28 protein-coding genes are annotated in these 23,329 nt (G+C 63.1%); 17 read left to right on the forward strand and 11 right to left on the reverse strand.

What is annotated here, in order from left to right; translation table 11 throughout:
* The first annotated feature begins 178 nt into the window (after positions 1 to 178).
* Entirely contained in the window at positions 179 to 1,057 is an 879-nt protein-coding gene (locus tag NH195_RS04805) for a hypothetical protein (protein ID WP_066703935.1), read from the forward strand.
* 8 nt (positions 1,058 to 1,065) lie between these two features.
* Here the strand turns inward: NH195_RS04805 and NH195_RS04810 are convergent, their stop codons facing one another.
* Positions 1,066 to 1,758, reverse strand: a complete 693-nt coding sequence (locus NH195_RS04810; RefSeq protein ID WP_066703939.1) for a hypothetical protein — start codon at positions 1,756 to 1,758, stop codon at positions 1,066 to 1,068.
* A gap of 23 nt (positions 1,759 to 1,781) precedes the next feature.
* The gene (locus NH195_RS04815) at positions 1,782 to 2,063 is read right to left on the reverse strand and encodes a DUF2312 domain-containing protein (protein ID WP_066704474.1); all 282 of its coding nucleotides are present in this window, start codon (positions 2,061 to 2,063) and stop codon (positions 1,782 to 1,784) included.
* 170 nt (positions 2,064 to 2,233) lie between these two features.
* Here NH195_RS04815 and NH195_RS04820 point away from each other — a divergent pair, with 170 nt between their 5' ends.
* Positions 2,234 to 2,449, forward strand: coding sequence for a hypothetical protein (locus NH195_RS04820; protein WP_066704475.1), 216 nt, complete (start codon positions 2,234 to 2,236; stop codon positions 2,447 to 2,449).
* 480 nt (positions 2,450 to 2,929) lie between these two features.
* Entirely contained in the window at positions 2,930 to 3,940 is a 1,011-nt protein-coding gene (locus tag NH195_RS04825) for a hypothetical protein (protein WP_066703941.1), read from the forward strand.
* Positions 3,941 to 3,989: 49 nt separating this feature from the next.
* Here the strand turns inward: NH195_RS04825 and ureG are convergent, their stop codons facing one another.
* From ureG to NH195_RS04840, 3 genes are read right to left on the reverse strand one after another with little or no spacing between them, the layout of a single operon-like run.
* Complete coding sequence (gene ureG / locus NH195_RS04830) at positions 3,990 to 4,604, reverse strand: urease accessory protein UreG (protein ID WP_066703944.1); 615 nt, start codon at positions 4,602 to 4,604, stop codon at positions 3,990 to 3,992.
* A gap of 12 nt (positions 4,605 to 4,616) precedes the next feature.
* Positions 4,617 to 5,252 (reverse strand): urease accessory protein UreF, encoded by a 636-nt coding sequence (locus NH195_RS04835; protein WP_066703953.1) that lies wholly within the window; start codon positions 5,250 to 5,252, stop codon positions 4,617 to 4,619.
* A gap of 6 nt (positions 5,253 to 5,258) precedes the next feature.
* Positions 5,259 to 5,825, reverse strand: coding sequence for an urease accessory protein UreE (locus NH195_RS04840; protein WP_066703955.1), 567 nt, complete (start codon positions 5,823 to 5,825; stop codon positions 5,259 to 5,261).
* A gap of 75 nt (positions 5,826 to 5,900) precedes the next feature.
* On the opposite strand from NH195_RS04840, the gene NH195_RS04845 reads away from it, so the two are divergent.
* The gene (locus NH195_RS04845) at positions 5,901 to 7,100 is read left to right on the forward strand and encodes a hypothetical protein (protein WP_066703957.1); all 1,200 of its coding nucleotides are present in this window, start codon (positions 5,901 to 5,903) and stop codon (positions 7,098 to 7,100) included.
* A gap of 42 nt (positions 7,101 to 7,142) precedes the next feature.
* Entirely contained in the window at positions 7,143 to 7,469 is a 327-nt protein-coding gene (locus NH195_RS04850; RefSeq protein ID WP_155846078.1) for a hypothetical protein, read from the forward strand.
* Between the two features lie 118 nt (positions 7,470 to 7,587).
* Here the strand turns inward: NH195_RS04850 and NH195_RS04855 are convergent, their stop codons facing one another.
* The 6 genes from NH195_RS04855 to NH195_RS04880 form a co-directional block, all read right to left on the reverse strand.
* Positions 7,588 to 7,812, reverse strand: coding sequence for a hypothetical protein (locus NH195_RS04855; RefSeq protein WP_066703962.1), 225 nt, complete (start codon positions 7,810 to 7,812; stop codon positions 7,588 to 7,590).
* 160 nt (positions 7,813 to 7,972) lie between these two features.
* Positions 7,973 to 9,715, reverse strand: coding sequence for an urease subunit alpha (gene ureC / locus NH195_RS04860; RefSeq protein ID WP_066703965.1), 1,743 nt, complete (start codon positions 9,713 to 9,715; stop codon positions 7,973 to 7,975).
* Positions 9,716 to 9,725: 10 nt separating this feature from the next.
* Positions 9,726 to 10,124 carry a lysozyme inhibitor LprI family protein gene (locus NH195_RS04865; protein ID WP_238379697.1) on the reverse strand — a complete coding sequence of 133 codons (399 nt, stop codon included), beginning with the start codon at positions 10,122 to 10,124 and terminating at the stop codon, positions 9,726 to 9,728.
* Complete coding sequence (locus tag NH195_RS04870; RefSeq protein ID WP_066703976.1) at positions 10,121 to 10,426, reverse strand: urease subunit beta; 306 nt, start codon at positions 10,424 to 10,426, stop codon at positions 10,121 to 10,123. The genes NH195_RS04865 and NH195_RS04870 overlap by 4 nt, the downstream gene beginning before the upstream one ends.
* A 39-nt stretch (positions 10,427 to 10,465) precedes the next feature.
* Positions 10,466 to 10,768 (reverse strand): urease subunit gamma, encoded by a 303-nt coding sequence (locus NH195_RS04875; protein WP_066703978.1) that lies wholly within the window; start codon positions 10,766 to 10,768, stop codon positions 10,466 to 10,468.
* A 15-nt stretch (positions 10,769 to 10,783) separates the two neighbouring features.
* Positions 10,784 to 11,608 (reverse strand): urease accessory protein UreD, encoded by an 825-nt coding sequence (locus tag NH195_RS04880; RefSeq protein ID WP_066703983.1) that lies wholly within the window; start codon positions 11,606 to 11,608, stop codon positions 10,784 to 10,786.
* Positions 11,609 to 11,770: 162 nt separating this feature from the next.
* Here NH195_RS04880 and pyrC point away from each other — a divergent pair, with 162 nt between their 5' ends.
* The 12 genes from pyrC (at position 11,771) to NH195_RS04940 (ending at position 23,286) form a co-directional block, all read left to right on the forward strand.
* Positions 11,771 to 12,811, forward strand: a complete 1,041-nt coding sequence (gene pyrC, locus NH195_RS04885; protein ID WP_066703989.1) for a dihydroorotase — start codon at positions 11,771 to 11,773, stop codon at positions 12,809 to 12,811.
* Positions 12,812 to 12,826: 15 nt separating this feature from the next.
* Positions 12,827 to 13,507, forward strand: a complete 681-nt coding sequence (locus NH195_RS04890; protein WP_066703992.1) for an orotate phosphoribosyltransferase — start codon at positions 12,827 to 12,829, stop codon at positions 13,505 to 13,507.
* Positions 13,508 to 13,746: 239 nt separating this feature from the next.
* Positions 13,747 to 15,279, forward strand: coding sequence for a replicative DNA helicase (locus NH195_RS04895; protein ID WP_081423785.1), 1,533 nt, complete (start codon positions 13,747 to 13,749; stop codon positions 15,277 to 15,279).
* A gap of 54 nt (positions 15,280 to 15,333) precedes the next feature.
* The gene (alr, locus tag NH195_RS04900; RefSeq protein ID WP_066703994.1) at positions 15,334 to 16,374 is read left to right on the forward strand and encodes an alanine racemase; all 1,041 of its coding nucleotides are present in this window, start codon (positions 15,334 to 15,336) and stop codon (positions 16,372 to 16,374) included.
* The gene (locus tag NH195_RS04905; RefSeq protein ID WP_066703997.1) at positions 16,371 to 17,156 is read left to right on the forward strand and encodes an MlaE family ABC transporter permease; all 786 of its coding nucleotides are present in this window, start codon (positions 16,371 to 16,373) and stop codon (positions 17,154 to 17,156) included. The genes alr and NH195_RS04905 overlap by 4 nt, the downstream gene beginning before the upstream one ends.
* Positions 17,153 to 17,902, forward strand: coding sequence for an ABC transporter ATP-binding protein (locus tag NH195_RS04910; RefSeq protein WP_066703998.1), 750 nt, complete (start codon positions 17,153 to 17,155; stop codon positions 17,900 to 17,902). Before NH195_RS04905 ends, NH195_RS04910 begins: the two co-directional genes overlap by 4 nt.
* 4 nt (positions 17,903 to 17,906) lie before the next feature.
* Positions 17,907 to 18,350, forward strand: coding sequence for a paraquat-inducible protein A (locus NH195_RS04915; RefSeq protein WP_066704001.1), 444 nt, complete (start codon positions 17,907 to 17,909; stop codon positions 18,348 to 18,350).
* A 53-nt stretch (positions 18,351 to 18,403) separates the two neighbouring features.
* Complete coding sequence (radA, locus tag NH195_RS04920; RefSeq protein WP_066704004.1) at positions 18,404 to 19,774, forward strand: DNA repair protein RadA; 1,371 nt, start codon at positions 18,404 to 18,406, stop codon at positions 19,772 to 19,774.
* A gap of 33 nt (positions 19,775 to 19,807) precedes the next feature.
* Positions 19,808 to 20,362 (forward strand): CvpA family protein, encoded by a 555-nt coding sequence (locus tag NH195_RS04925; RefSeq protein WP_066704007.1) that lies wholly within the window; start codon positions 19,808 to 19,810, stop codon positions 20,360 to 20,362.
* A gap of 164 nt (positions 20,363 to 20,526) precedes the next feature.
* A complete protein-coding gene (gene purF, locus NH195_RS04930) occupies positions 20,527 to 21,999 on the forward strand; it encodes an amidophosphoribosyltransferase (RefSeq protein ID WP_066704010.1) in 1,473 nt (490 codons plus the stop codon).
* 68 nt (positions 22,000 to 22,067) lie between these two features.
* Positions 22,068 to 22,586, forward strand: a complete 519-nt coding sequence (locus NH195_RS04935) for a DUF2199 domain-containing protein (RefSeq protein WP_066704013.1) — start codon at positions 22,068 to 22,070, stop codon at positions 22,584 to 22,586.
* A gap of 31 nt (positions 22,587 to 22,617) precedes the next feature.
* The gene (locus NH195_RS04940; RefSeq protein ID WP_066704016.1) at positions 22,618 to 23,286 is read left to right on the forward strand and encodes an SDR family NAD(P)-dependent oxidoreductase; all 669 of its coding nucleotides are present in this window, start codon (positions 22,618 to 22,620) and stop codon (positions 23,284 to 23,286) included.
* Positions 23,287 to 23,329 lie beyond the last annotated feature (43 nt).

Raw genomic sequence — 23,329 nt, forward strand, 5'->3', positions numbered from 1 at the left:
TTTCCGACAGGACGTGAAGCCCAGTTTCGCCGCAAAATCCAAGGGATCGTGGCTATTTTGCCGTGCGGACCTCAGGGCGAATCCGGTTTCCCTACCGGCAAAACCGGTTATATTAACGCTAACGCGCCGCCGCAAAATCAGGCACGGCATAAGAACAGAGACAGGACCGACAGAGCCCATGATCATCTCCATGCATATCGGCGCCCATTGCACCAATGGCGCGCAGCTCATGCGCGGGCTTCTCAAGAACAAGACAGTGCTGGCCGAGCATGGCGTGGCGGTGCCGCCGCCCTCGCATTACCGCGATGTGCTGCCGCAGATCATGAAAAAGGTCAAAAACAACCGTGCCAGCCCCGAAACGCAGGAAATGCTGCTCGATCAGATGCTCGATATGGACGATTGCACCCGCATGGTGCTGTCCTACGAGGATGTGATCTGCATGCACCCGCTCATCTTCGAGAAGGGGCAGTTCTACAGCAAGGCGGATTTCAAACTCCCCTGGCTGCGCAACACTTTTGCCGACCATCAGATGGAATTCTTCATCGGCGTCCGTAACCCGGCGACCTTCATCCCGGAGGCGTTCTCCTATTGCGGCCCGAACACCAGTTTCCAAAGCTTCCTGTCAGGGATCAATCTCGACACGCTGCGCTGGTCCGGGCTTCTGACCCGCATCCGGACCGTCTGCCCGGATACGTCCGTGACCTGTTTCGCCTTCGAGGACACGCCCCTGACCTGGGCACAGGTGATGCGCGACATGACCGGAGTCGGCCCGATGGTGCCGATGTCGGGCGGGCTCGACATTCTGGCGACGATCATGAAGCGCGAAGGCATGAAGCGGCTGCGCACCTATCTGCACACCCACAAGCCCCAGACCGAAGAACAACGCCGCCGCATCCTTCAGGCCTTTCTCGACAAATATGTCGACGAAGACGCTTTGGAAGAAGAGATCGAGGTGCCCGGCTGGGACGAAGCCCTCGTCGAGCGGCTGACCGAGGCCTATGAGGAAGACTTGGAGCGGATCGAAGCCATGCAGGGCGTGCGCTTTATCGCGCCTTGAGGTCCGCCTCACTCCGGAACATACGCTCCCACCAGCCCCTCGATCCCGCTCACCGGATGCGCCTTGAGCCAGCGCGCCACGCGGCATCCGGCCTCGGCATAGAAACTCGCATCGCGCGCGCCCATGGAATGCCGCCAGTCATGCGCTTTCTCGGGCAACGCCCCCTGCCCCGGATCGCAACTCTCCGGGTTCAGATCGAAACGCGGGTCGCGCGACACATAGGTGGCAATCCCCTCATCGACCCAAGCCGGAAACCGCGCCTGTGCCTTGAGCCCGATCTGGCGATGCAGCGCCACATGGGTCAGCTCATGGGCGATGATCTCCGTGTCATGCCCCTTAGGCGTGAGGTAGAACAGATGACTGCCATAGGCCATCGCGCGCACCTCCATACCGCCCATGACCTTGTTGCAGGTCTCGGTGTAACAGATCAGCATGCGCGGCCGCTCCTGCGGCCCAAAGGCGGCTTCGACGCGCGCTTCGGCAAAGACGAGACGGCGCAGCATCTCGTCCGAGGTGGTCGGGCCGGTCAGTTCGGAATAGACCTCCGGCGCGATCTTTTTAAACCCGAAACAGCCCGGACAGACCCCGGCCACAACCGGGGACAGCCCAAGCATCACAAGCCCGAGGCCAAAGCCCAGCACCAGCGCGATCAGCGACAGCGCGATGCGGTGACCGAGACGTTGACCAAGTCGGGAGGCCATGACGGAACCTCGGAACAGGCGCCTCAGCGCATGCCCAGAGCTTCCCGATACATTTCAAGGATCGCCTCTTCCTCGGCGATCTCGTCGGCGGTCTTCTTGCGCAGCGCAATGAGTTTGCGCATCGCCTTGGTGTCGTAACCGCGCCCTTTGGCCTCGGCCATCACCTCTTTCTGCTGATCGGCGATGTCCTTTTTCTCAAGCTCAAGCCGCTCGAAACGCTCGACAAACTGGCGCAGCTCGTCCGCGGTGACGCGGTAGGAGGCGTCGGGGCCGGAGCTGTGGCCGGATTCGATATCGTCGTCCATCATGATAGAAACCTTCCTCGGATTTTATGCTCTTATCTGCCCCGATCCCTACCCGTCCGATGACGGTGAGGCAAGTCTCGGAAACGCCTCTGCGCGCTTCCGTGCTTGCCTGACGCGACCCGAGGCGTTAGGCGGTCCCGAAGGATGGCCGACAAGCATGGGAGATGAACATGGGCGCATTGATCTGGGGCGGCGTGGTGTTGACGCTGATCGGCGTGGGCCTCTTGGTCTATTGCATCGTCGCGGCGATGAAAGCCAGGAAACTCGGCGGCTCCGACGAGGACATTCGCGCCCGCCTGCAAAAGGTCGTGGCCCTTAATCTGGTGGCGCTTCTGGTCTCCGCCATGGGGCTCGGTGCGGTGACCATCGGCATCATTCTCGGCTAAGGCCATCTGCTGCAAGACATCTGTCCTGAAACCCGTTTCCTGAGCCGGTTTCTACCGAACGGCGCAGGTTGGGTTTGAGCCCATTTCTGGGATTTCTGTATTCTGTCGCCCCCTGTAGAATTCCGGAAACGGGGCCAGGAATCAGCCAGCCAAAAGCCGAGTCGCCCGGGGCGGCATGCGCCAAACGGATGCCCGTTCCACCCTGTCCAATTTCGTCACAATTTCCGACGCCAGGCGACCAAACTGCCCGAAAATCGCACATCGTTTCGCAACCGGTAACAGTCGCGCGAAAGACAGAGGAATTCCTTTCCCTCGCCGTCGAAAGTGCTAGTTTGGATAATGCAACAGTAACCATTTCGGCCTTCTCCTGCCCCAGAGCCCCGGATCACCGGTCCGGCACCATGGGGCTGACAGAGGGCCTTTTAACGACCGCGCAAAGCCCTCGCAGAGACCGGGGCCACGAGCATGAGGAGACGTCTTATGAGCCAAGCCGAGACCGCGCTACAGACCGCCATCCGCGACGTTCAGGACATTTCCGATCTGCCCCGTGACGAATGGGCCGAGGCGCTTGAGGAATTCTGTGAAGAACACGGTTATTACGAACCGCTTGGCGACCGCTTCGCCGCCGCCTTCCTCGACGAAAAACCTCGCCTCCTGGTCAGTTTCGACACGTTCGAACAGGCGACCGAGCGCAATGACAAGGGCTATCCCACGGGCATGATGCTCGCCGCCCGGCACGGCTGGTCCTCGCTGACGCTCATGGCCAACGATCTCGACCCGAAAGACCGCTGGTTCCGTTCGAAAAACATCTATCGCTATTTCGACCGCCTTGTGGACGACGGCTTCTTCGAGGATTTCGATCAAGTCGTGTTCTACGGCGCAGGCGCCTGTGGCTATGCCGCGGCGGCCTATTCCGTCGTCGCCCCCGGTGCGACCGTCATCGCCATCGCGCCGCAAGCCACGCTCGACGGGCGTCTGGCAAGCTGGGACCGGCGTTTCCCGAAAACCCGCCGGATGGATTTCACCAGCCGCTACGGTTTCGCCCCCGACATGGTCGACGGGGCGGAGAAGGCCTTTGTGCTCTATGACCCGCGGGTGAGCGAAGATGCGATGCATGCCGCGCTGTTCAACCGGCCGCATGTCAACCGCATTCCCTGCCGCCTGTTCGGCACCGATCCGGAATATGAGATGCTCGAAATGGGCGCCCTCGGCCCGATCCTCGAGGCCGCGATTGATGGCAAACTCGATCAGCGTGCCATCACCCGTGCGCTGCGCAAACGCCGCAATCACCTCGGCTATCTGCGCCGGCTTCTGGCCGAAAGCGCTCCCAAAGCCCGGCCCTATCAGACCGCGCTGCTGTGCCGCCATGTGCTGCGCAACCGCAAATACGCCCCGCGCTTCCGCAAGGCCTATGACATCGCGCTTGAGGTGCTCGAGGAACGCAACATCACCCTGCCCGAGCTGGAAACGCCGTTTCAGGAAAACGCCTGACGGAGCCCGGCGGTCTCTCAAAAGACCGCCGTTGTCTCAGAGGTTGGCCTTAACCGAGGCCACCTTCCTCCTCGACGAACCGCACGATCTCGTCCACCCCTTCGCCATGGCGCAGCGCCGCCATGACATAGGTGCCTTGGCCCCGCGCCCGCTTGGTGTCTTCTTCCAACAACGCCCGGTCGACCCCCACATAAGGCGCCAGATCCACCTTGTTGACGACCAGAAGATCGGAGCGCGTCACACCGGGCCCGCGTTTGCGCGGAATGTCCTGCCCGGCCGCCGTGTCGATCACATAGATCGTCAGATCGGCCAGTTCCGGCGAAAACGTCGCCGCCAAATTATCTCCGCCGCTCTCGATCAGGATCACGTCCAGATCCGGGAATGTCGAAGACAGATCCGCCACGGCGGCAAGGTTGATCGAGGCATCTTCACGGATCGCCGTATGCGGACAGCCGCCGGTTTCCACGCCGCGAATGCGCTCCATCGGCAGGATTTGTTGGCGCATCAGAGCCTCGGCATCCTCGCGCGTATAGATGTCATTGGTGATGACCGCGATGGAATACTTCTCCGACAGCGCCTTCGCCAGCGCCCCGGTCAGCGTCGTTTTCCCCGCGCCCACCGGCCCGCCAATGCCAACGCGCAACGCCCCGTTCGGTGATGCCATGTCTGCCTCCTGTTATGTCTTGAAAATCCGCACATCCATGTCCTCATGACGCGCCGCGTTGAGATCGGCGGCAAACGCGCCCGTCGACAGCCCGTCGACCGTCGCGCCAAGTGCCTCTTCCGCCACTCTGTCGATCCCCTCATGAAGCGCAGACAGCGCGCTCTGCCCCGCCGCCTGCCCGAGCGGCATAAAGCGCACGCCTGCGGACACAAGATTCGAGGCAAAGCTATGAAGATAAAGCGAGATCACAGTCTTGGGCGCAAGCCCCAGATCCCGCGCCGCCTCGCCCACCGCCACCGGCAGCGCCCGCGCCGGGCGCTTGGGCCCGCCCATCTCCGCCACCGTACGCGCAAAGGCCGTGCCCTGCTCATAGGCCTCCGCCCAGCGCTCTTTCGACCCGGCCAGAGCCTCCGCCAGCGCCGCCATCTCATCGGCATCCGCGCCTTGCAGCACCATCGACAACAGCCAGGCATCCGCCCGCCCGCCGCCACGGGTCAAGACCGCATCGAGCCAGTCCCGAAGCCCGGCCGCATCGCGCACCTGCCCCCCGCTGATCGCCAGTTCCAGCCCATGCGAATAGGCGAACCCGCCCAGCGGAAAGGCGGGCGAGAGCCATTGCGTCAGCGTCAGAAGCGCGCGGTCCGTCATGTTCGCTCAATCGTGATGATGGTGGTGTTTATGGTCATGCTCGTGATGGTGGTCGTGGGAATGGTCATGTCCATGAGAATGCGCATGAGAATGCCCGTGGGCATGGCTGTGCCCGTTATCATGCCCCCCATGATCATGACCCATCGTCCGGCCGTGGCCATAGGCCCCGCCCTCCGGCGAGAACGGCGCCACGATCTCCGCGACCTCGGCACCCAATTGTTCCAGCATGGCCTTCAAAACCGGATCGCGTTGGATCACCAACCGGTCGGCAGCAATTTCACAAGGCGTATGCCGGTTGCCGATATGCCAGGCGTAGCGCGTCACCGTCTCGCCGGTCACCGCATACAACTCTTCCTCGGCGGCCCGCACCCCGATCACCGTGCCGTCTTCGCAGAGAAAGCCGTCGCCCTCGCCGATCGACACCGTCTGCGGCAGATCGACGAACACCGTCAAACCGCCCTCGGTCACCAGTTTCTTGCGCCGCAGAAGCCGCTGATCGTAGGTCAGCGCAACGTGATCCGTGGCCGCCTCGGCACCAGCTTCGCTGAGTTCATAGGCTTTCAAACCGCTCATCTCTCATCCTCCTGCCGGGAATTGGGACTTTCTTAACCGACTCGCCCCCAAATGTAAGGCAAGGAGATCCTGCCCATGCGTCTTTCGTCATTCGATCATAGCACCCCCGACGCCCCTTTCGAGGCCGTCGACGCACTTTTCACGCTGCGCGCCGAAATTGCCCGGCTGCGGGAGCTTGAAGCGGAATTATGTGATGAAATTCTGACCTTTGCCAGTGAGCAGGGCTGTGACAAAGTGCTTGGCGCCGGGCGCATGGCGGTGATCGAAACCCGTCGCCCCCGTCGCATCGCGCCCGAATATCTGCCACAGGAGTCGCTGCTGAACCCGGATCTGTTCCGCGTATCCGAGGAAACCGTTGTCCTTCTGGCGCCGCGCGCCACGGGCTTCCTGGCGACACAGCCTGTGTCCGACGACATGAGCCGCGCTGGCCTCGACGCCGGGGACGCTGACACGCCCCCCGGCGACCTCCCGTTTATCACCCGGTCAGAAAGCCTCTTCGACCCGGCCATGGAGACCGACACGGAGCAGACAGCGCAAGAAGTGGCGGAGCCGATGAGCGACCAGCCCGCCACGTCCCACGACCTCGCGGCGGAGGTCATCAAGGACCCGTCGGACACCGTCGCGAGGCTCGCGGAGCCGGACAGTCCGGTCGCCGAAGTCGCAGGGCATCTTGCGGAAGCACCGGACGCAAACCCTGCCATCATACGCACCATCGGCGCCCCCCTCGGCCCGAAAGACGGCGCATCGAACCACACGCTCGAGACTTCGGAATCCGGCGCGGAGATGGCTGCGGAGGATGCAGTCGACGACATCATCGACGACACCTCCCCTGCCGCGTTCATCGCCGATCCGGGAAGCTCGGAAGAACCGGCGATCAGCGCGACGCTCGTCCCCGAAACGCTCTGCGCTTCCGATCCTTTCGTGCAGGCCGAAGATCCCTTCGGACTGAAATCGGCATCGCCACGCGCGGCAAGCCCGGAGCTCCCCCCGGTTGAGGCGGCAGATGCGACCGAGGGCGCAACCCCGCGTGACCTGCGCCCCACGGGACATGCCGATTTGCAACCTCTCGCCGGGCTTCAGGAAGAGATCCTGGCCCGGATGCAGGCGGATGCCGACGCGCCACTCCCCCCGGCCACCCTGCCCGACGCGCTCGATCTGACCCGCGCGCTCGAAGCCGAAGCCGATCTCGGTTTCGGACAGGATGGCATCGCAGATGACGACACCCTGCCCGCCGCCTTTTCGAGTCGCCGCCTCGCGATCGGAGGTGACGGTTGACATCCCCCTATTCCAACCCCTTGCTCCAGAAGGGAAAAGACCATGGATATGTCCCTCTCTCCCGTTGATGAGCTGGTCCGCCTGCGCCGCAAAATCGCGGAACTGCGCGCTCGCGAGGCCGCGCTCGAAGCCGGTTTCATCTCCTCCTGCGCCTCCGGTCGGTATCACGGGCTGACCTGTGACCTCGTGGTGTCCCACACCGCCTATCAGGTCTTCGACATTTCGAAACTGCCGCCCGACACGCTCGGCGACGATCGCTATTACGCGACCAAACAGGTCACTTCGATCCGCATCGAAGAGCGTGAGGACGACGCCTTGCCCGCCGCGCTCAACGCACCTCAGATCATGCCGCTGCTTTCACGCCCTTAAATCGCAGGCCGCAATCACGGGCCGAAATCCGGCCTTACTGAACGCAGCCCAAACGGCAACGAAGCTTCGTCCACACCCGCCGCACACGGCGTCGGAACCGTCGCGGTCAGCACGTCCGTCAGACGCAAAACAGATCCCGGAACACGTAATGCGGGATGCGATCACGGGTGATGCCCATGGCCAGCAATTCCTCATTGCTCAGTGCATCGAGCCGGGCCAGTTCCCCAAGCCGTTTGCGGCGCACGGCATAGGCGTTCACCCCCTGCCCCAGTGTGGCGAAAAACAGATCGAGCCGCGCCCGCAAACAGGGCGTCAGGATTGCGATATTGGCAACATGCTGCATGGAAACCTCTTTTGATACGGGTTTCCTCCCTGTCTTTTCAGGCTACGGGAATTATCTGAACAAACAATTGAACCCTGCGCGCGACCGAAGCTTGATGCAACACCCGCCGGATCGAAGACGGGGCTTGCATGTTTTCTGGGCAGTTACGCCGCCTTCCGTATCAGAACAGGAAGTACCTCTGCGCCATCGGCAGTTCCGTCGCCGGTTCACAGGTCAAAAGCTCGCCATTGGCCCGCACCTCATAGGTCTCAGGGTTCACCTCGATCTCGGGCGTCGCGTTGTTCATCACCATGGAGGATTTGCCGATGTTGCGGGTGTTCTCCACCGCGAGCGTCTGCTTGGCGAGACCGAGCTGCTTGCCGATGCCATCGGTCTGTGCCGCCTGGGACACGAAGAGCACGGCAGAGTTTTCCACAGCGCGTCCCATCGCCCCGAACATCGGTCGCGTGTAAACCGGCTGCGGAGTCGGGATCGAGGCGTTCGGATCACCCATCTGCGCCACGGCGATCATCCCGCCGAGCAGAACCATCTCCGGCTTCACGCCAAAGAACGCCGGCGACCAGATCACCAGATCCGCGCGTTTGCCGACCTCGACCGTGCCGATATGACGGCTCATGCCATGCGCGATCGCCGGGTTGATGGTGTATTTCGCGACATAGCGCTTGACCCGTACATTGTCATTGTCGCCGGTCTCATCCGACAGACGCCCACGCTGTTTCTTCATCTTATCGGCGGTCTGCCATGTGCGGATGATCACCTCGCCCACACGGCCCATCGCCTGACTGTCCGACGAAATCACCGAAAACGCCCCCATGTCATGCAGAATGTCTTCCGCCGCAATCGTCTCCTTGCGAATGCGGCTTTCGGCAAAGGCCACGTCTTCAGGGATCGACTTGTCGAGGTGGTGACAGACCATGAGCATGTCGAGATGCTCTTCCAGAGTGTTCTGGGTAAAGGGCCGGGTCGGGTTCGTCGACGAGGGCAGGATGTTCTCATGCCCCACCACCTTGATGATGTCCGGCGCATGGCCGCCACCCGCGCCTTCGGTGTGATAGGCGTGGATCGTCCGGCCCTTGATGGCCGCCAGTGTGTTTTCCACGAACCCGCTCTCGTTAAGCGTATCCGTGTGGATCATCACCTGCACATCCATGTCATCGGCCACCGAGAGGCAGCAATCAATCGCGCCGGGCGTCGTCCCCCAATCCTCATGCAGCTTAAGCGCCGCCGCCCCCGCCTTGACCATCTCGACAAGCGCACCGGGTTGCGAAGCGTTGCCCTTGCCCGCGAGCGCGATGTTCATCGGCACACCGTCCAGTGCCTGCAACATCCGCCCGATGTGCCACGGCCCCGGCGTACAGGTGGTCGCAAGCGTGCCATGTGCCGGCCCCGTGCCGCCGCCCAGCATACAGGTCAGCCCGGAATGCAGCGCATCCTCGATCTGCTGCGGACAAATGAAGTGAATATGGCTGTCAAAGCCCCCCGCCGTGATGATCCGCCCCTCGCCCGCAATCGCCTCTGTGCCCGGCCCGACGATGATATCGACACCCGGCTGGGTATCCGGGTTCCCGGCCTTGCCGATGCCCGCGATCCGCCCGTCCTTCAACCCGATGTCGGCCTTGTAAATCCCGGTCACGTCGAGGATCAGCGCATTGGTGATCACCGTATCGACCGCGCCCTCGGCGCGGCTTTTCTGTGACTGGCCCATGCCGTCGCGAATGACCTTGCCCCCGCCGAATTTGACCTCCTCGCCATAAAGCGGAGCATTCCTGCCCCGGCCCGCAAGCTCTGAGGTCAGGTCACGCTCAACCTCGATGATCAGATCGGTATCGGCCAGCCGAACCTTGTCGCCGGTGGTCGGACCGAACATGTCGGCATAAGTGGCGCGGGAGATTTTTGCAGGCATCTTGTCCCTCTCAGTTCATCTCGTAAACGGCGCGGATGTCTTCGGTCCGCCGCCGTGTGACAGTCTCAAGACAGCGCGCCACGATCATCGGTTCCATCGAACCGCCGCGCACCAGAAATCCGGTCGCTTCACAGACCTTGTCGCGATAGGGGAGCCACGCCCGCTGCGCCTCGCGCAGCGTATCCTCGGCACCGCGCAGGTCCTCCGACAGGCCCAGATCCCACTCTTTCGCCACCGCAATGGCGTTCTGATAGGCCAGGTTCAGATCCTCATCCGCCGCCCTGTAATCGCGCCCGGCACAGATGTTCATATCCATCTGGGTCATCGCATTTGCACAATCGACCTCGGCCTCCTGCGCCAGAACGGGAGACCCCAGAACGGCCAGCGACATGAGTACAAACCGGATCACAGCTTACCCATGATCTTCTGGTTGAACCCGTACACTTCGCGCGCACCCGCCAGAGGCACAAGATCGACCTCCCGCGTCTGCCCCGGTTCGAACCGCACGGCCGTGCCTGCGGCAATATCGAGGCGCTTGCCCTTCGCCGCCGCACGGTCGAACGCCAACCCCGCGTTGGTCTCATAGAAATGGTAATGCGAACCGACCTGCACCGGGCGGTCGCCGGTGTTGGACACGGTGATCGTCGTCACCTCCGCCCCTGCGTTCAGCTCGATCTCGCCGTCCTGAATGAAATACTCACCGGGTATCATCGGCGCGCCTCCTGCTTTCTGATGGTCCAAATACTCAAGTCAACGGATCGGGTGGTGCACGGTGACGAGTTTCGTCCCGTCCGGGAAGGTCGCCTCCACCTGCACTTCGTGAATCATCTCCGGCACGCCGGACATGCATTGTTCGCGGGTGATCACATGCGCGGCCGCCTGCATCAGTTCCGACACCATCTTGCCGTCGCGCGCGCCCTCGACCACGAAATCGGTGATCAGCGCGATCGCCTCCGGGTGGTTCAGCTTTACACCGCGCGCCAACCGATTGCGCGCCACCATGGCTGCGACCGAGACCAGCAGCTTGTCTTTTTCTCTCGGTGTCAGGTTCATTCCCGTCCCTCGCTGTCACATTTGCCAGACACGCGGCAAATCCGTCTGTCTGATCGTCTTCAAAACTTGCGCCACATAGCGGCGCAGAGGATAGCCATCGGGCGCCATCGCCCGGATCACCAGCTTGCCGTTCCAGCCGGACACACCGGCGGTCACACCCTCATGCTGGATCGGTTTCACCAGATCGGCAAGCGCTTCCGCCCCCGGCGCGAACAGCCCCACGGTGGCAATCGCCCGCGCCCCCGACAAAAGCGCCGGATTGTCCCGGAGCGCCAAAAGCCCGGCGTCGATCTCCAGCGGTTCGATGAACTCCGGCCGCCCGGCCCGATGAATTTCCCGGCGATCCGACAGGTGCAGCGTCTCGATGGTCTCCCCCATCGCCGCGCGTCCCAGAACCACCATCTCGGAGAACAAAAAACGCGCATCTCCCGCGATCTGGGCCGTCGTCCGGCGCGTCAGCCGCGCGGTCTCGAACAGGATCGTCTCCTGCGGCAACCAGTCGAGCCGCGCCCCCGCCCCGGCATGGAGGCTCACGGACACTTCGGCATCCGCCCCACCCGCGACAGAGGCATAGGCCCGCTCGGCGGTCTGCGTCGTGCCGATCAGCGCCCCGTCTCCTTCGACCTCAAGCCGGTAATCCAGCCGGTCTCCGGCGGTCAACCCCCCGGATGTATTGAGAAAAACCACCTCGGGAACGGCGCTGTGCACCTTCGGCAACATCGCCTTGGCGGAGCCCTGTTGATACAAATCCTTCAGCCCCCGCGCCCCCATCATCACATGGGCACGCCCGCGCACGCGCTGCAAGCGGGCGGCATCACTGGCATGGGGCGTGTCGAGCATGAAATCCTCCGGGTCGGCCTCGACCCTAGCCGCGCGCAGCGGGGGGCTTCAATCCCGGAGCGAAACACCGGGGCGAAAAACTGACCAGAGGCTTAAAAAATAAGCGCAACCGGGGCCCCGCACCATCTGGCGCTTTGTCCCGGATCGCGCTAAGGCAAGGCCATGACCGACACACTCACGCTCCGCCGCCCCGACGACTGGCATCTGCATCTGCGCGATGGCGCGATGATGGAGGCCGTTCTGCCCGAAACCGCGCGCCATTTCGCCCGCGCCATCGTCATGCCGAACCTCGTGCCCCCGGTGGTCACCGGCGCGGAGGCTGCGGCGTATCGCGAGCGCATTCTCAAGGCCAATCCGGGCCGCGGCACCTTCGAGCCGCTGATGACGCTCTATCTCACCGAGGCAACCGATCCCGAGGACGTGGCCGCCGCCCATGCCTCCGGTCTGGTGAAAGCCGTGAAACTCTACCCGGCGGGCGCGACGACCAACTCCGCCTCCGGCGTGCGCGATTTCGACAAGGTCCGCCCGGTGCTTGAGAAAATGGCCGAAATCGGCCTGCCGCTCTGCACCCATGGCGAGGTCGTCACCCCCGAAGTCGACATCTTCGACCGTGAGGCCGTGTTCATCGACACCGTGCTCGACCCGATCCGCCGCAAGACCCCCGGTCTGCGCGTGGTGATGGAACACATCACCACCAAGGACGGCGTCGATTACGTCGCCAGCCAAGGCGATGACATGGGCGGCACGATCACCACGCATCACCTTGTGATCAACCGCAACCACATCCTCGTCGGGGGCATCAAGCCGCATTACTACTGCCTGCCGGTGGCGAAACGTGAAACCCACCGCCTCGCGCTGGTCGCAGCCGCGACCTCCGGCGACGCGCATTTCTTCCTCGGCACCGACAGCGCGCCGCATCTCGATCACGACAAGGAAAGTGCCTGTGGCTGTGCCGGGTGCTTCACCGCGACCAACACCATGTCGATCCTCGCCGAGGTGTTCGAGCGCGAAGGCAAACTTGAAAACCTCGAAAAATTCACCTCGGTGAACGGGCCGAATTTCTACCGCCTGCCGCTCAACGAGGCGACGATCACGCTCCGCAAGGGCGCGCCCGTCACCTACCCGGCCAAGATCGACAGCGCCAATGGCCCGGTGACCGTATTCGACCCGCAGATGCCGCTCCACTGGAGCGTGGACGCCTAAGACGAAGGACCGATCATGATCCCCTCCTCCTTTCCCGATCAAACCGAAATCGCCCGTCTGACGGCGCGGATGCTTCTTGAAATCGGCGCGGTGAACTTCCGCCCGGAAGAGCCCTATATCCTCGCCTCCGGCCTGCCCTCGCCGACCTATATCGACTGTCGCAAGCTGATTTCCTTCCCGCGCATCCGTTCGACGCTTATGGATTTCATGGCGATCTCGATCATGCGCGAAGCGGGCTTCGAGGCGTTCGACAACATCGCGGGCGGCGAAACCGCGGGCATCCCCTTCGCCGCGCTGGTCGCCGACCGTCTCGGCCTGCCGATGACCTATGTGCGCAAAAAGCCCAAAGGCTACGGTCGCAACGCCCGGATCGAGGGCGAAATGTCCGAGGATCAGCGCGTCTTGCTGGTCGAGGACCTGACCACAGATGGCGGCTCGAAACTCTCCTTCGTCGACGCGATCCGCGACACCGGCGCGACCTGCAACTGGACGGCGGTGATCTTCTACTACGGCATCTTCCCGGACACAGAAAAGCGTCTGGCGGATCACGGCGTCAAGCTGATCAGCCTCTGCACCTGGTGGGACGTACTCGAAGAGGCGAAACGCCAGAAAACCTTCGACGCGTCGGCTCTGGCGGAGGTCGAGCACTTCCTCGGCGCGCCGCATGCCTGGCAGGAAAAGCACAAGAAAGCCTGACCCCCGGCCTGTTGCGAAAAATTTCAGCGCCGCCCCCGTGGGCGGCGTTTCGCTTTGGCCTCAGGCAGTTATCCGCCATGCGACAGCGCAGCGGAGTTTTCCACAGGTTATACATTTTGAAACCCGTGCCCCAGCCGGGTAATCAGGACGGACCGCAAGCAGGACGCGACTCGCGGGATCAGGCAGCAGCCCGACTCGGCAGCCGCCAAAATCAGACGAAGAGAGCAGGAACCGGACGCATGAGCGAAATCGCCAATCTTCAGGATGTGCGCAACCACGACGGTGAGGCCACGCCTCCCGCGAAGGGGCTCGTGATCACGCCTTACGCGGGCGCTGTGCCGCACAATATCGAGGCCGAGCAACAGCTTCTGGGCGCGCTTCTGACCAACAACGACGTGTTCGACAAGATCGCCTCGATCATCTCGCCCGAGCATTTCTTCGATCCGGTTCACAAGGATATTTTCGAGAAAGCTTCCGAGCGCGTGTCGAAAAACATGCTGGCCTCGCCGGTGACGCTCAAGGCCTATATGGAGGATCACGAGGGGCTGCGCGAGCTGGGCGGTCCGGCCTATCTGGCGCGGCTCGCGGCCTCGGCGATCTCGACCTATGCGGTGCGCGATTATGCGCAGTTGATTTACGATCTGTTCCTGCGCCGTCAGCTCATCGAGCTGGGCAATGAAATCTCCGGCTCCGCCGCCTCCGGGTCTGACTCGCGCGACCCGAGCGAACAGATCGTCGCCGCCGAACAGCGGCTCTATTCTCTGGCCGAACAGGGCAAGGGCGAAACCGGGTTTACCTCGTTTCTCTCCGCCGTGACCCAGGCCGTGCTGAACGCCAACGCCGCCTATGAACGCGGCGGCGGCATGGCGGGGATTCCCACCGCACTTGTGGATCTCGACAAGAAAATGGGGGGTCTGCACCCCTCCGACCTGATCATCCTCGCCGGGCGTCCCTCGATGGGGAAAACCTCGCTTGCGACCAACATCGCCTTCAACATCGCCAAGGCCTACAAGAAAGGCACCCTGCCCGACGGCAAACAGGGCGCGGTCGAGGGCGGCGTTGTCGGCTTCTTCTCGCTCGAGATGAGTTCCGAACAGCTCGCCGCGCGTATTCTGGCTGAAGCCTCGGAGATTTCGTCGCACAAGATCCGACAGGGTGACATGACGGAGGACGAATTCCGCCGCTTCGTTGACGCCGCCAAGACCCTCGAATCTTGCCCGCTTTACATCGACGACACGCCCTCGATCCCGATTTCGCAGCTTGCCGCCCGTGCGCGCCGCCTGCAACGGACCCACGGGCTCGACCTGCTGATCATCGACTACCTGCAACTGGTGCGCGGCACGTCGCGGACCGAGGGCAACCGGGTGCAGGAGATCGGCGAAATTTCCATGGGTCTCAAGGCCATCGCCAAGGAACTCAACATCCCGGTTATTGCGCTGTCGCAGCTCTCCCGGACGGTGGAATCCCGCGACGACAAACGCCCGCAGCTCTCCGATCTTCGTGAATCCGGCTCCATCGAGCAGGATGCCGACGTGGTGATGTTTGTCTACCGTGGCGAATATTACAAAGAGCGCGAAAAGCCCGACGACGACAATCTCGAAGCCATGGAAAAATGGATGCAGGACATGGAGCGCCTGCACGGCAAGGCCGAAGTCATCCTCGGCAAGCAGCGTCACGGGCCTATCGGCACCGTCGAGCTGTCCTTCGAGGCGCAGTTCACCCGCTTTGGCAACCTCGCCAAGGAACTCCACAACAATTTCGACTACGAGTAAGCCCCGCACCGAATAGCGCTTGCGACTCTCGGCGGCGGCGGCCAATAAACACCCATGGGCACCTCTACTCTTCATATTGATCTCGATGCGCTCGCCGCGAACTGGCGCGCGCTCGACAAACTCTCCGCAGACACGGTGGAAACCTCTGCGGTGGTCAAGGCCGACGCTTACGGGTTGGGGGTTGGCAAGGTCGCCCGCGCCCTGATGCGCACCGGCGTGAAATCCTTTTTCGTCGCCGCCGCCGAAGAAGGCGTCGTGCTGCGCGAGGCGGTCGGACCGAAACCCTGGATCGGCGTTCTGGGCGGGCATATGCCCGGCGACACCGACATGATCGGCGACATGGGCCTCGTCCCCATGCTCAACTCGCTCGACCAGATCACCCGCCATTTTGAGGCCCTCCCCGGTCGTCCCTTCGGCATTCAGCTCGACACCGGCATGAACCGTCTCGGCCTTGAGCCCGTCGAATGGGACGCGGTGAAGGATCTGGTGATGAAGGCGACACCCGATCTCGTGATGAGCCATCTGGCCTGTGCCGATGAGCCCGAGCACGAGATGAACGCCTATCAGCTCAAGAATTTCCGCGAGATGACCGACGGGCTGAACGTGCGTCGTGCGCTTGCAGCCACCGGCGGCATCCTCTTGGGGCCGGACTACCATTTCGATCTGGTGCGCCCCGGCATCGGCATGTACGGCGGCCTGCCCTATGAGGACGGCAAACCCGTTGTGCGCCTCGAATGCCCGGTGATACAGACCCGCGATGTGCAGCCTGGCGAGACCGTCGGCTATTCCAACATGTGGACCGCCGAAGTGCCCTCGCGCATCGCCACCATCGCCGCCGGTTATGCCGATGGCATCACCCGGCTGATCTCCAACAAGGCCGTGCTGTTCGATGGCGAGACCCCCTGCCCGCTCGTGGGCAAGGTCTCGATGGACCTGATCACCGTGGACATCACCCATCTCGATCAGGTGCCGCGCTCGCTCGATCTGCTCTGCCCGCATCAGACCGTCGACGATCTCGCCACCATCGGCCAGACCATCGGCTATGAAATCCTGACCTCGCTCGGCGCGCGCTATCAGCGCCGCTATATCGGATGAGCGTGATCGCCCGGCCTCTGGCCGCGCTTGGCGCGGGCGTTCTGTCTGTGCTGGCGACGGTGGGCCGGGTCGGGCTTTTCGCGCTCGCCGCCTTTCGCCATATCCTGACCCCGCCGTTTTACGCCCGTGAATTCCTGCATGCCCTGCTGCACGTCGGCTATCTGTCGCTACCCGTCGTCGGCCTCACCGCCGTCTTCACCGGCGGCGCGCTGGCGCTTCAGATCTACGCTGGCGGCGCGCGGTTCTCCGCAGAGCAAGTCGTGCCGCAGATCGTGGCGCTTGGCGTGGTGCGCGAACTCGGCCCGGTGATGGTCGGGTTGATGATGGCCGCCCGCGTCACCTCCTCGATCGCCGCCGAGATCGCCACGATGAAGGTCACCGAGCAGATCGACGCTCTGGTGACGCTCTCCACCGATCCGATGAAATACCTCACCGCGCCGCGCGTCTTCGCCGGTCTCGTCACCGTGCCGCTTCTGGTTGCGGTGGGCGATGCCATCGGCGTGTTCGGCGGCTGGTTCGTCTCCGTGCAATCTCTGGGCTTCAACCCGGCGGTTTACCTCAAGAACACGGTCGATTTTCTTGAACCGAACGACATCGTTTCCTCGCTGGTCAAAGGCGCGGCCTTCGGCGTGATCGCCACCCTGATGGGCTGTTATTTCGGGATGCACTCGGGGCGCGGCGCGCAGGGCGTGGGCCAGGCGACGAAATCCTCCGTCGTGGCCGCAGCCGTCTTGATCCTCGCCGCCAACTTCCTTCTGACACAGGCGTTTTTCGCGACATGATCCGCCTTCACGACGTGCATAAGGCCTTTGGGGCAAAAGAAATCCTGCGCGGCGTCGATCTCGATGTCGCCAAGGGCGAGAGCTGTGTCATCATCGGCGGCTCCGGCACCGGCAAATCCGTGGCGCTGAAATGCGTTCTCGGGCTGATCACCCCCGATCAGGGCACGATCATGGTCGATGGCGAAGACATCACCAAGACCGGCGACCGCGACGCCTTCCTTGCCCGCTTCGGCATGTTGTTTCAGGGCGCGGCCCTGTTCGACAGCCTTCCGGTCTGGCAAAACGTCGCCTTTCGCCTGTTGCGCGGCTCGCTCAAGCGTCCGCGCGCCGAGGCCAAGGAAATCGCCATAGAGAAACTGCGCCGCGTCGGCATGGGACCGGATGTGGCCGATCTCTTCCCCGCCGAACTGTCCGGTGGGATGCAGAAACGCGTGGGCCTCGCCCGCGCCATTGCCGCCGATCCGGAGATCATCTTTTTCGACGAACCGACCACCGGGCTCGACCCGATCATGGCCGGTGTGATCAACGAGCTGATCCGCGAGATCGTGGTCGAAATGGGCGCGACCGCCGTCACCATCACCCATGACATGACCTCCGTGCGCGCCATCGCCGACAAGGTCGCTATGCTGCACCGGGGCAAAATCCGCTGGCACGGGCCCGTGTCCGAGATGGACACAGCCGACGATCCCTATCTGCGCCAGTTCATCACCGGCTCGCCAAACGGGCCGATCGAGACGCTGCGGTAGGGCCATGACCCCGCTCCGCCTCGCCAATCTCTCGCTCCTGCTCCTCTTCCCCATCGCATGGGTCGCGCCGCTGATGCGCGCGGGATTGTTGCCGCTCTTTGGCTTGTCGGAAATCTCCGTCCTTTCGGGCATCGTGAGTCTCTGGGACAAGGACATTCCGCTAGCCCTCGTGGTCATCTTCTTCGCCCTGATCGCCCCCATCACCAAAGTCATCGCGCTCGAAGGCCTGCTCTCCGGCCGTCTGCCTGCCCGCATGAAACCGTGGCTGTTTCGGCTCGGGCGTCTGGCGATGGCCGATGTGTTCCTGGTTGCGATCTACATCACCCTCGCCAAGGGCATCGGCGTCGGGCGGGTCGAAGTGGGTTGGGGATTGTATCTGTTCACGTTTTGCGTGCTGGCCAGCCTTGGATTGAGTATTTTTGCAGCAAAGGAACAAGAGACCGCTTGAACCGGCGGGGCTTGAACGACTAGAACGAAGCAAGAACAACCCGGGAGCCGCAGATGGCCAAGGCACAGAAGAACTTCGTTTGCTCCAATTGCGGGGCGGTGACCAACAAATGGTCCGGGCGCTGCGACGGCTGCGGCGAGTGGAACACGATCTCCGAGGAGAAACCGCTCTCCTCCGCCGGGCCGACCACGAAAACGCTGGGCGGCATGCGCGGCAAGGAAATCCCGCTGACCACGCTCGCCACAAAAGAGGCGCCGCCGCCACGCACCGCCTGCGGGCTGGAGGAATTCGACCGGGTTCTGGGCGGCGGGCTTGTCCCCGCTTCGGCCATTCTGGTGGGCGGCGATCCCGGCATCGGCAAATCCACGCTTCTGTTGCAGGCGGCCGCCCGGTTTGCAGGCGCCGGTCTCAAGGTGATCTACATCTCCGGCGAGGAGGCCAGCGCGCAGGTCCGGATGCGGGCGCAGCGGCTTGGGCTCGAAGAGGCTGCGGTACAGCTCGGTGCGGAAACCAACCTGCGCGACATTCTCACGACGCTTGAGGCAGAGCGGCCCGATCTGGTCATCATCGATTCCATCCAGACCATGTGGGCCGACAATGTCGAAAGCGCGCCGGGGTCGGTGTCGCAGGTTCGCGCCGCCGCGCACGAACTTGTGAGCTTTGCCAAAACCCGTGGCGTTTCCGTCGTCCTCGTCGGCCATGTGACCAAGGAAGGCCAGCTCGCAGGCCCCCGCGTGGTCGAGCATATGGTCGACACGGTGCTCTATTTCGAGGGCGAGCGCGGGCATCAGTTCCGGCTTTTGCGCGCGGTGAAAAACCGCTTCGGCCCCGCGCATGAAATCGGCGTGTTCGAGATGACCGGTGACGGGCTGTCCGAGGTCACCAACCCCTCCGCGCTGTTCCTGTCCGAACGCGACCAACCCGCCCCCGGATCGGTGGTTTTCGCGGGAATTGAGGGCACAAGGCCGGTTTTGGTGGAGTTTCAGGCCCTCGTCGCCCCCTCGCCCCACGCTCAGGCCCGGCGCACGGTGGTGGGCTGGGACGGCTCGCGTCTTGCCATGATCCTTGCCGTGCTGGAGGCGCGCTGCGGCATTCCGTTTGCGGGGCTCGATGTCTACCTGAACGTAGCGGGCGGCATGAAGGTCTCCGAACCCGCCGCCGATCTCGCCGTGGCCGCCGCCCTTCTCTCGGCCCGCGAAGACGCCGCCCTGCCGAAAGATTGTGTGGTTTTCGGGGAACTTTCTCTCTCCGGCAGTCTCAGACCGGTCGGTCAAACCGAAAACAGGTTGAAAGAGGCGCGAAAACTTGGTTTTTCCTCGGCCATCGCCCCGTCGCAATCGAAAGCGGGCGAAAACAGCGGCATGGCGATCCGTCAGATGAGCGATCTGGTGGGCTTTGTCGGAGAGGTCTTCGGCGCGGGCTGACGCGTCCCCGGAAAAATAACAAGTGAGGCGCCCATGGACGGCTTTACAATCATCGACGGCATCGTGGCGCTGGTCATCATCGTCTCGGCGCTTCTGGCCTATTCGCGCGGCTTCGTGCGTGAAGGCATGGCGATCGCTGGCTGGATCGTGGCGGCCATTCTCGGCTACATCTTTGCCCCCAAGGCCGTGCCACTGGTCAAGGAAGTGCCCTATCTGGGCGATTACATCGCGGGGTCCTGCGAATTGTCGGTGATCACCGGTTTCTTCGCGGTCTTCGCCCTGGCGCTCATCATCGTCTCCGTCTTCACGCCGCTGTTCTCCTCCGCCGTGCAACGCTCGGCTCTGGGCGGCATCGACCAGGGGCTCGGTTTCCTGTTCGGCGTGGTGCGCGGCATCGTGCTCGTGGCCATCGCGCTGGTGATCGTGGATCGCGTCTCCACCGGCGATCCGATCGACGTGCTGGAGAACTCCCGCACCGCCAAGGTCTTTGCCCGCTCGCAGGACAAGATCGACGAGAGCCTGCCGGACAGCGCGCCGGACTGGATCACCCAACGCTACGAGGCCCTGGTCTCGACCTGCACCGAATGACAAAGAGGGCGGCCCGAGGGTCGCCTTTTTCATATCCCGCCCGATATGGCCTCCCTTTCACAGAGGGTGTGACGAAAAGCTATGTGATCCTTTCGTGACACTGGCGTCCTGAGGGCTTAAAGGAGGGGCGAAAACGCCCGCCACAGGATTCGGAGCCAGGCTTCATGCGCACCATGCCCCCGTCTCACCCGTTCGACGATGACAAGCTCAAAGAGGAATGCGGCGTCTTCGGCGCAATCGGCGTCACCGACGCCGCCTCCTTCATCGCGCTCGGCCTTCACGCCCTGCAACACCGCGGTCAGGAAGCGGGCGGCATCGTCACCTACGACCCCGAGGCCGGATTTCACTCCGCCCGCCGCTTTGGCTATGTCCGCGACAATTTCACCTCGCAAAAGGTGATGGAAACCCTGCCCGGCTCCATCGGCATCGGCCATGTCCGCTATTCGACCGCAGGCTCCAAAGGCACCACCGCAATCCGCGACGTGCAGCCCTTCTTCGGTGAATTCGCCATGGGTGGCGCGGCGATTGCCCATAACGGCAACATCACCAATGCCGAGGCGCTGCGTCGCGAGTTGATCGAGCGCGGCTCGATTTTCCAGTCCAGCTCCGATTCCGAATGCATCATTCACCTGATGGCCCGCTCCCTGCAACGCAACATCCCCGAGCGGATGAAAGACGCGCTGCGCCGGGTCGAGGGCGCCTTCTCCGTCGTCGCCATGACCCGCACCAAACTCATCGGTGTGCGCGACCCGCGTGGCGTGCGCCCGCTCGTATTGGGCAAAGTCGGCGACAAAGGCTATGTGCTATCGTCCGAGACCTGTGCGCTCGACATCATCGGCGCCGAGTTTGTCCGCGAGATCGAGCCCGGCGAAATGGTGGTGATCTCCGACAATGGCAAAGTCACGAGTTCGAAACCGTTCGAACAGCAGGCGTCGCGCTTCTGCATCTTCGAACATGTCTATTTCTCCCGCCCCGACAGCATCCTCGAAGGCCGCTCGGTCTATGAGACCCGCCGTCAGATCGGCGTGGAACTGGCGAAAGAGGCCCCCGTGGATGCCGATCTCGTCTGTCCGGTGCCCGACAGCGGCACGCCGGCGGCCATCGGTTTTGCCTTTGAAAGCGGCATCCCCTACGGCATGGGCATCATCCGCAACCAGTACATGGGCCGGACCTTCATCGAGCCGTCCGAACAGATCCGCAACATGGGCGTGCGTCTGAAACTCAACGTCAACCGGGCGCTCATTCGCGACAAACGCATCATCCTCGTGGACGACTCGGTGGTGCGCGGCACCACCTCGCGCAAGATCAAGGACATGCTTCTGGACGCCGGCGCCGCCGAGGTCCATTTCCGCATCGCCTCTCCGCCCACCATGTGGCCCTGTTTCTACGGCGTCGACACGCCGGATCGGGACAAGCTTCTGGCCGCCAAGATGTCGGTCGAGGAGATGCGCGAGTATCTCGGCGTCGACAGCCTTCAGTTCATCTCGCTCGACGGGCTCTATCGCGCCGCCGGTGTGGCTGCGGGTCGTGATCCGAAAGCGCCGCGCTATTGCGACGCCTGCTTCTCCGGCGAATACCCGGTCGTGCCCTCGGACATGATCGCCAAAGGCTTCGAGATGAAGACAGCGGCGGAATAACATCGCCGCCCGCAGGTCCCTGCAAAGGGTCCGACAAAAGTCCGACAGAAAGCCGACAGAAAGCCGACATGGCAAATTTGCTCGATCTCGATCCCCGCTGGCGGGCGCTCACCGACCCGGAGGGCGCCTTTGGCGGCGTGATCGACATCGGCTTCGATCACCCGTCCGAGTGGCTCCATGAGCCCCGTGGCGATCAGCCCTTCGTCAAGGCAGGCGAGGATCAACTGGCCTCCGAGCTCTGCCGTCTGGGCAACAAACGCTACCTCCGTGCCACGCTCGCCCTGCCCATTCGCGGCTCGGACGAGGCGCTGATGGTGGCGCTTTGGGCTGAGGTGCCGCATGAGGTGTTTTACGCCTATCTCGAGTTGCTGGACGGCGGCCCCGTGCCTGCCGAGACCACGGCTCATCTTGCCAACGATCTCTCGCCTCTGCTCGCTTTGGACAGTGCCGTGACCCTCACCTTCGGCGACGGCTCCGCGCGCCCGCAGGTAGAACAACTTGAAATAAAAGAGATTTCTCTCGACCAGCTTCTCGATCTCTACGAGGCCACCGGGACACTGGATCGCAGCGCGCTCAAACCCACTTGACGCAAGCCCCCGCAAACGCCACACCGCTGTCATGACAGAGAACACGAAAATCGCCCTCATCACCGGCGCCTCGCGCGGCCTTGGTTTCTTCCTCGCCGAAGCGCTCGCGCCCGCCTATCACATCGTCGCCGTCGCCAAGACTACCGGCGCGCTCGAAGAGCTCGACGACCGGATCAAGGCCCGTGGTGGTCAGGCGACGCTTGCCCCCATGGACATCACCAACCCGGACGCCATGGCGCATCTCTGTCGCGGCATTTACGACCGCTGGGGGCATCTCGACCTCTGGGCGCATACCGCTGTTTACACTCAGCTTTTGTCGCCCGCCGACCATATGGACCCGAAGGATTTCGACCGCACGATGAATACGAACGTCATCGCCACCGGTAAGCTGATCCCCATGGTCTCGCCGCTTCTGAACATGGCCGCGACGCCGGGCGATGTGCTGTTTTTCGACGATCCGCATGCGGGCGAAAAGTTCTTCGGCGCCTATGGGGCCTCGAAAGCCGCGCAGATCGCCATGGCGAAAAGCTGGCAGGCAGAAACCGCACAGGTCGAGAAAGCCCCGCGCATCCATGTGCTGACGCCCGCACCGATGCCCACCGCGACACGCGCGCGGTTCTTCCCGGGCGAGGACAAATCCGGCCTCACACACCCGCGCGACGAGGCCCCGCGTCTTCTGAAACAGGCCGGGCTGCTCTGAACCGGTCAAAACCCGGCTTTTCCAAGGTTTCAGCGGCTCTTTT

The organism is Celeribacter ethanolicus (assembly GCF_001550095.1).
Classification (GTDB): Bacteria; Pseudomonadota; Alphaproteobacteria; order Rhodobacterales; family Rhodobacteraceae; genus Celeribacter; species Celeribacter ethanolicus.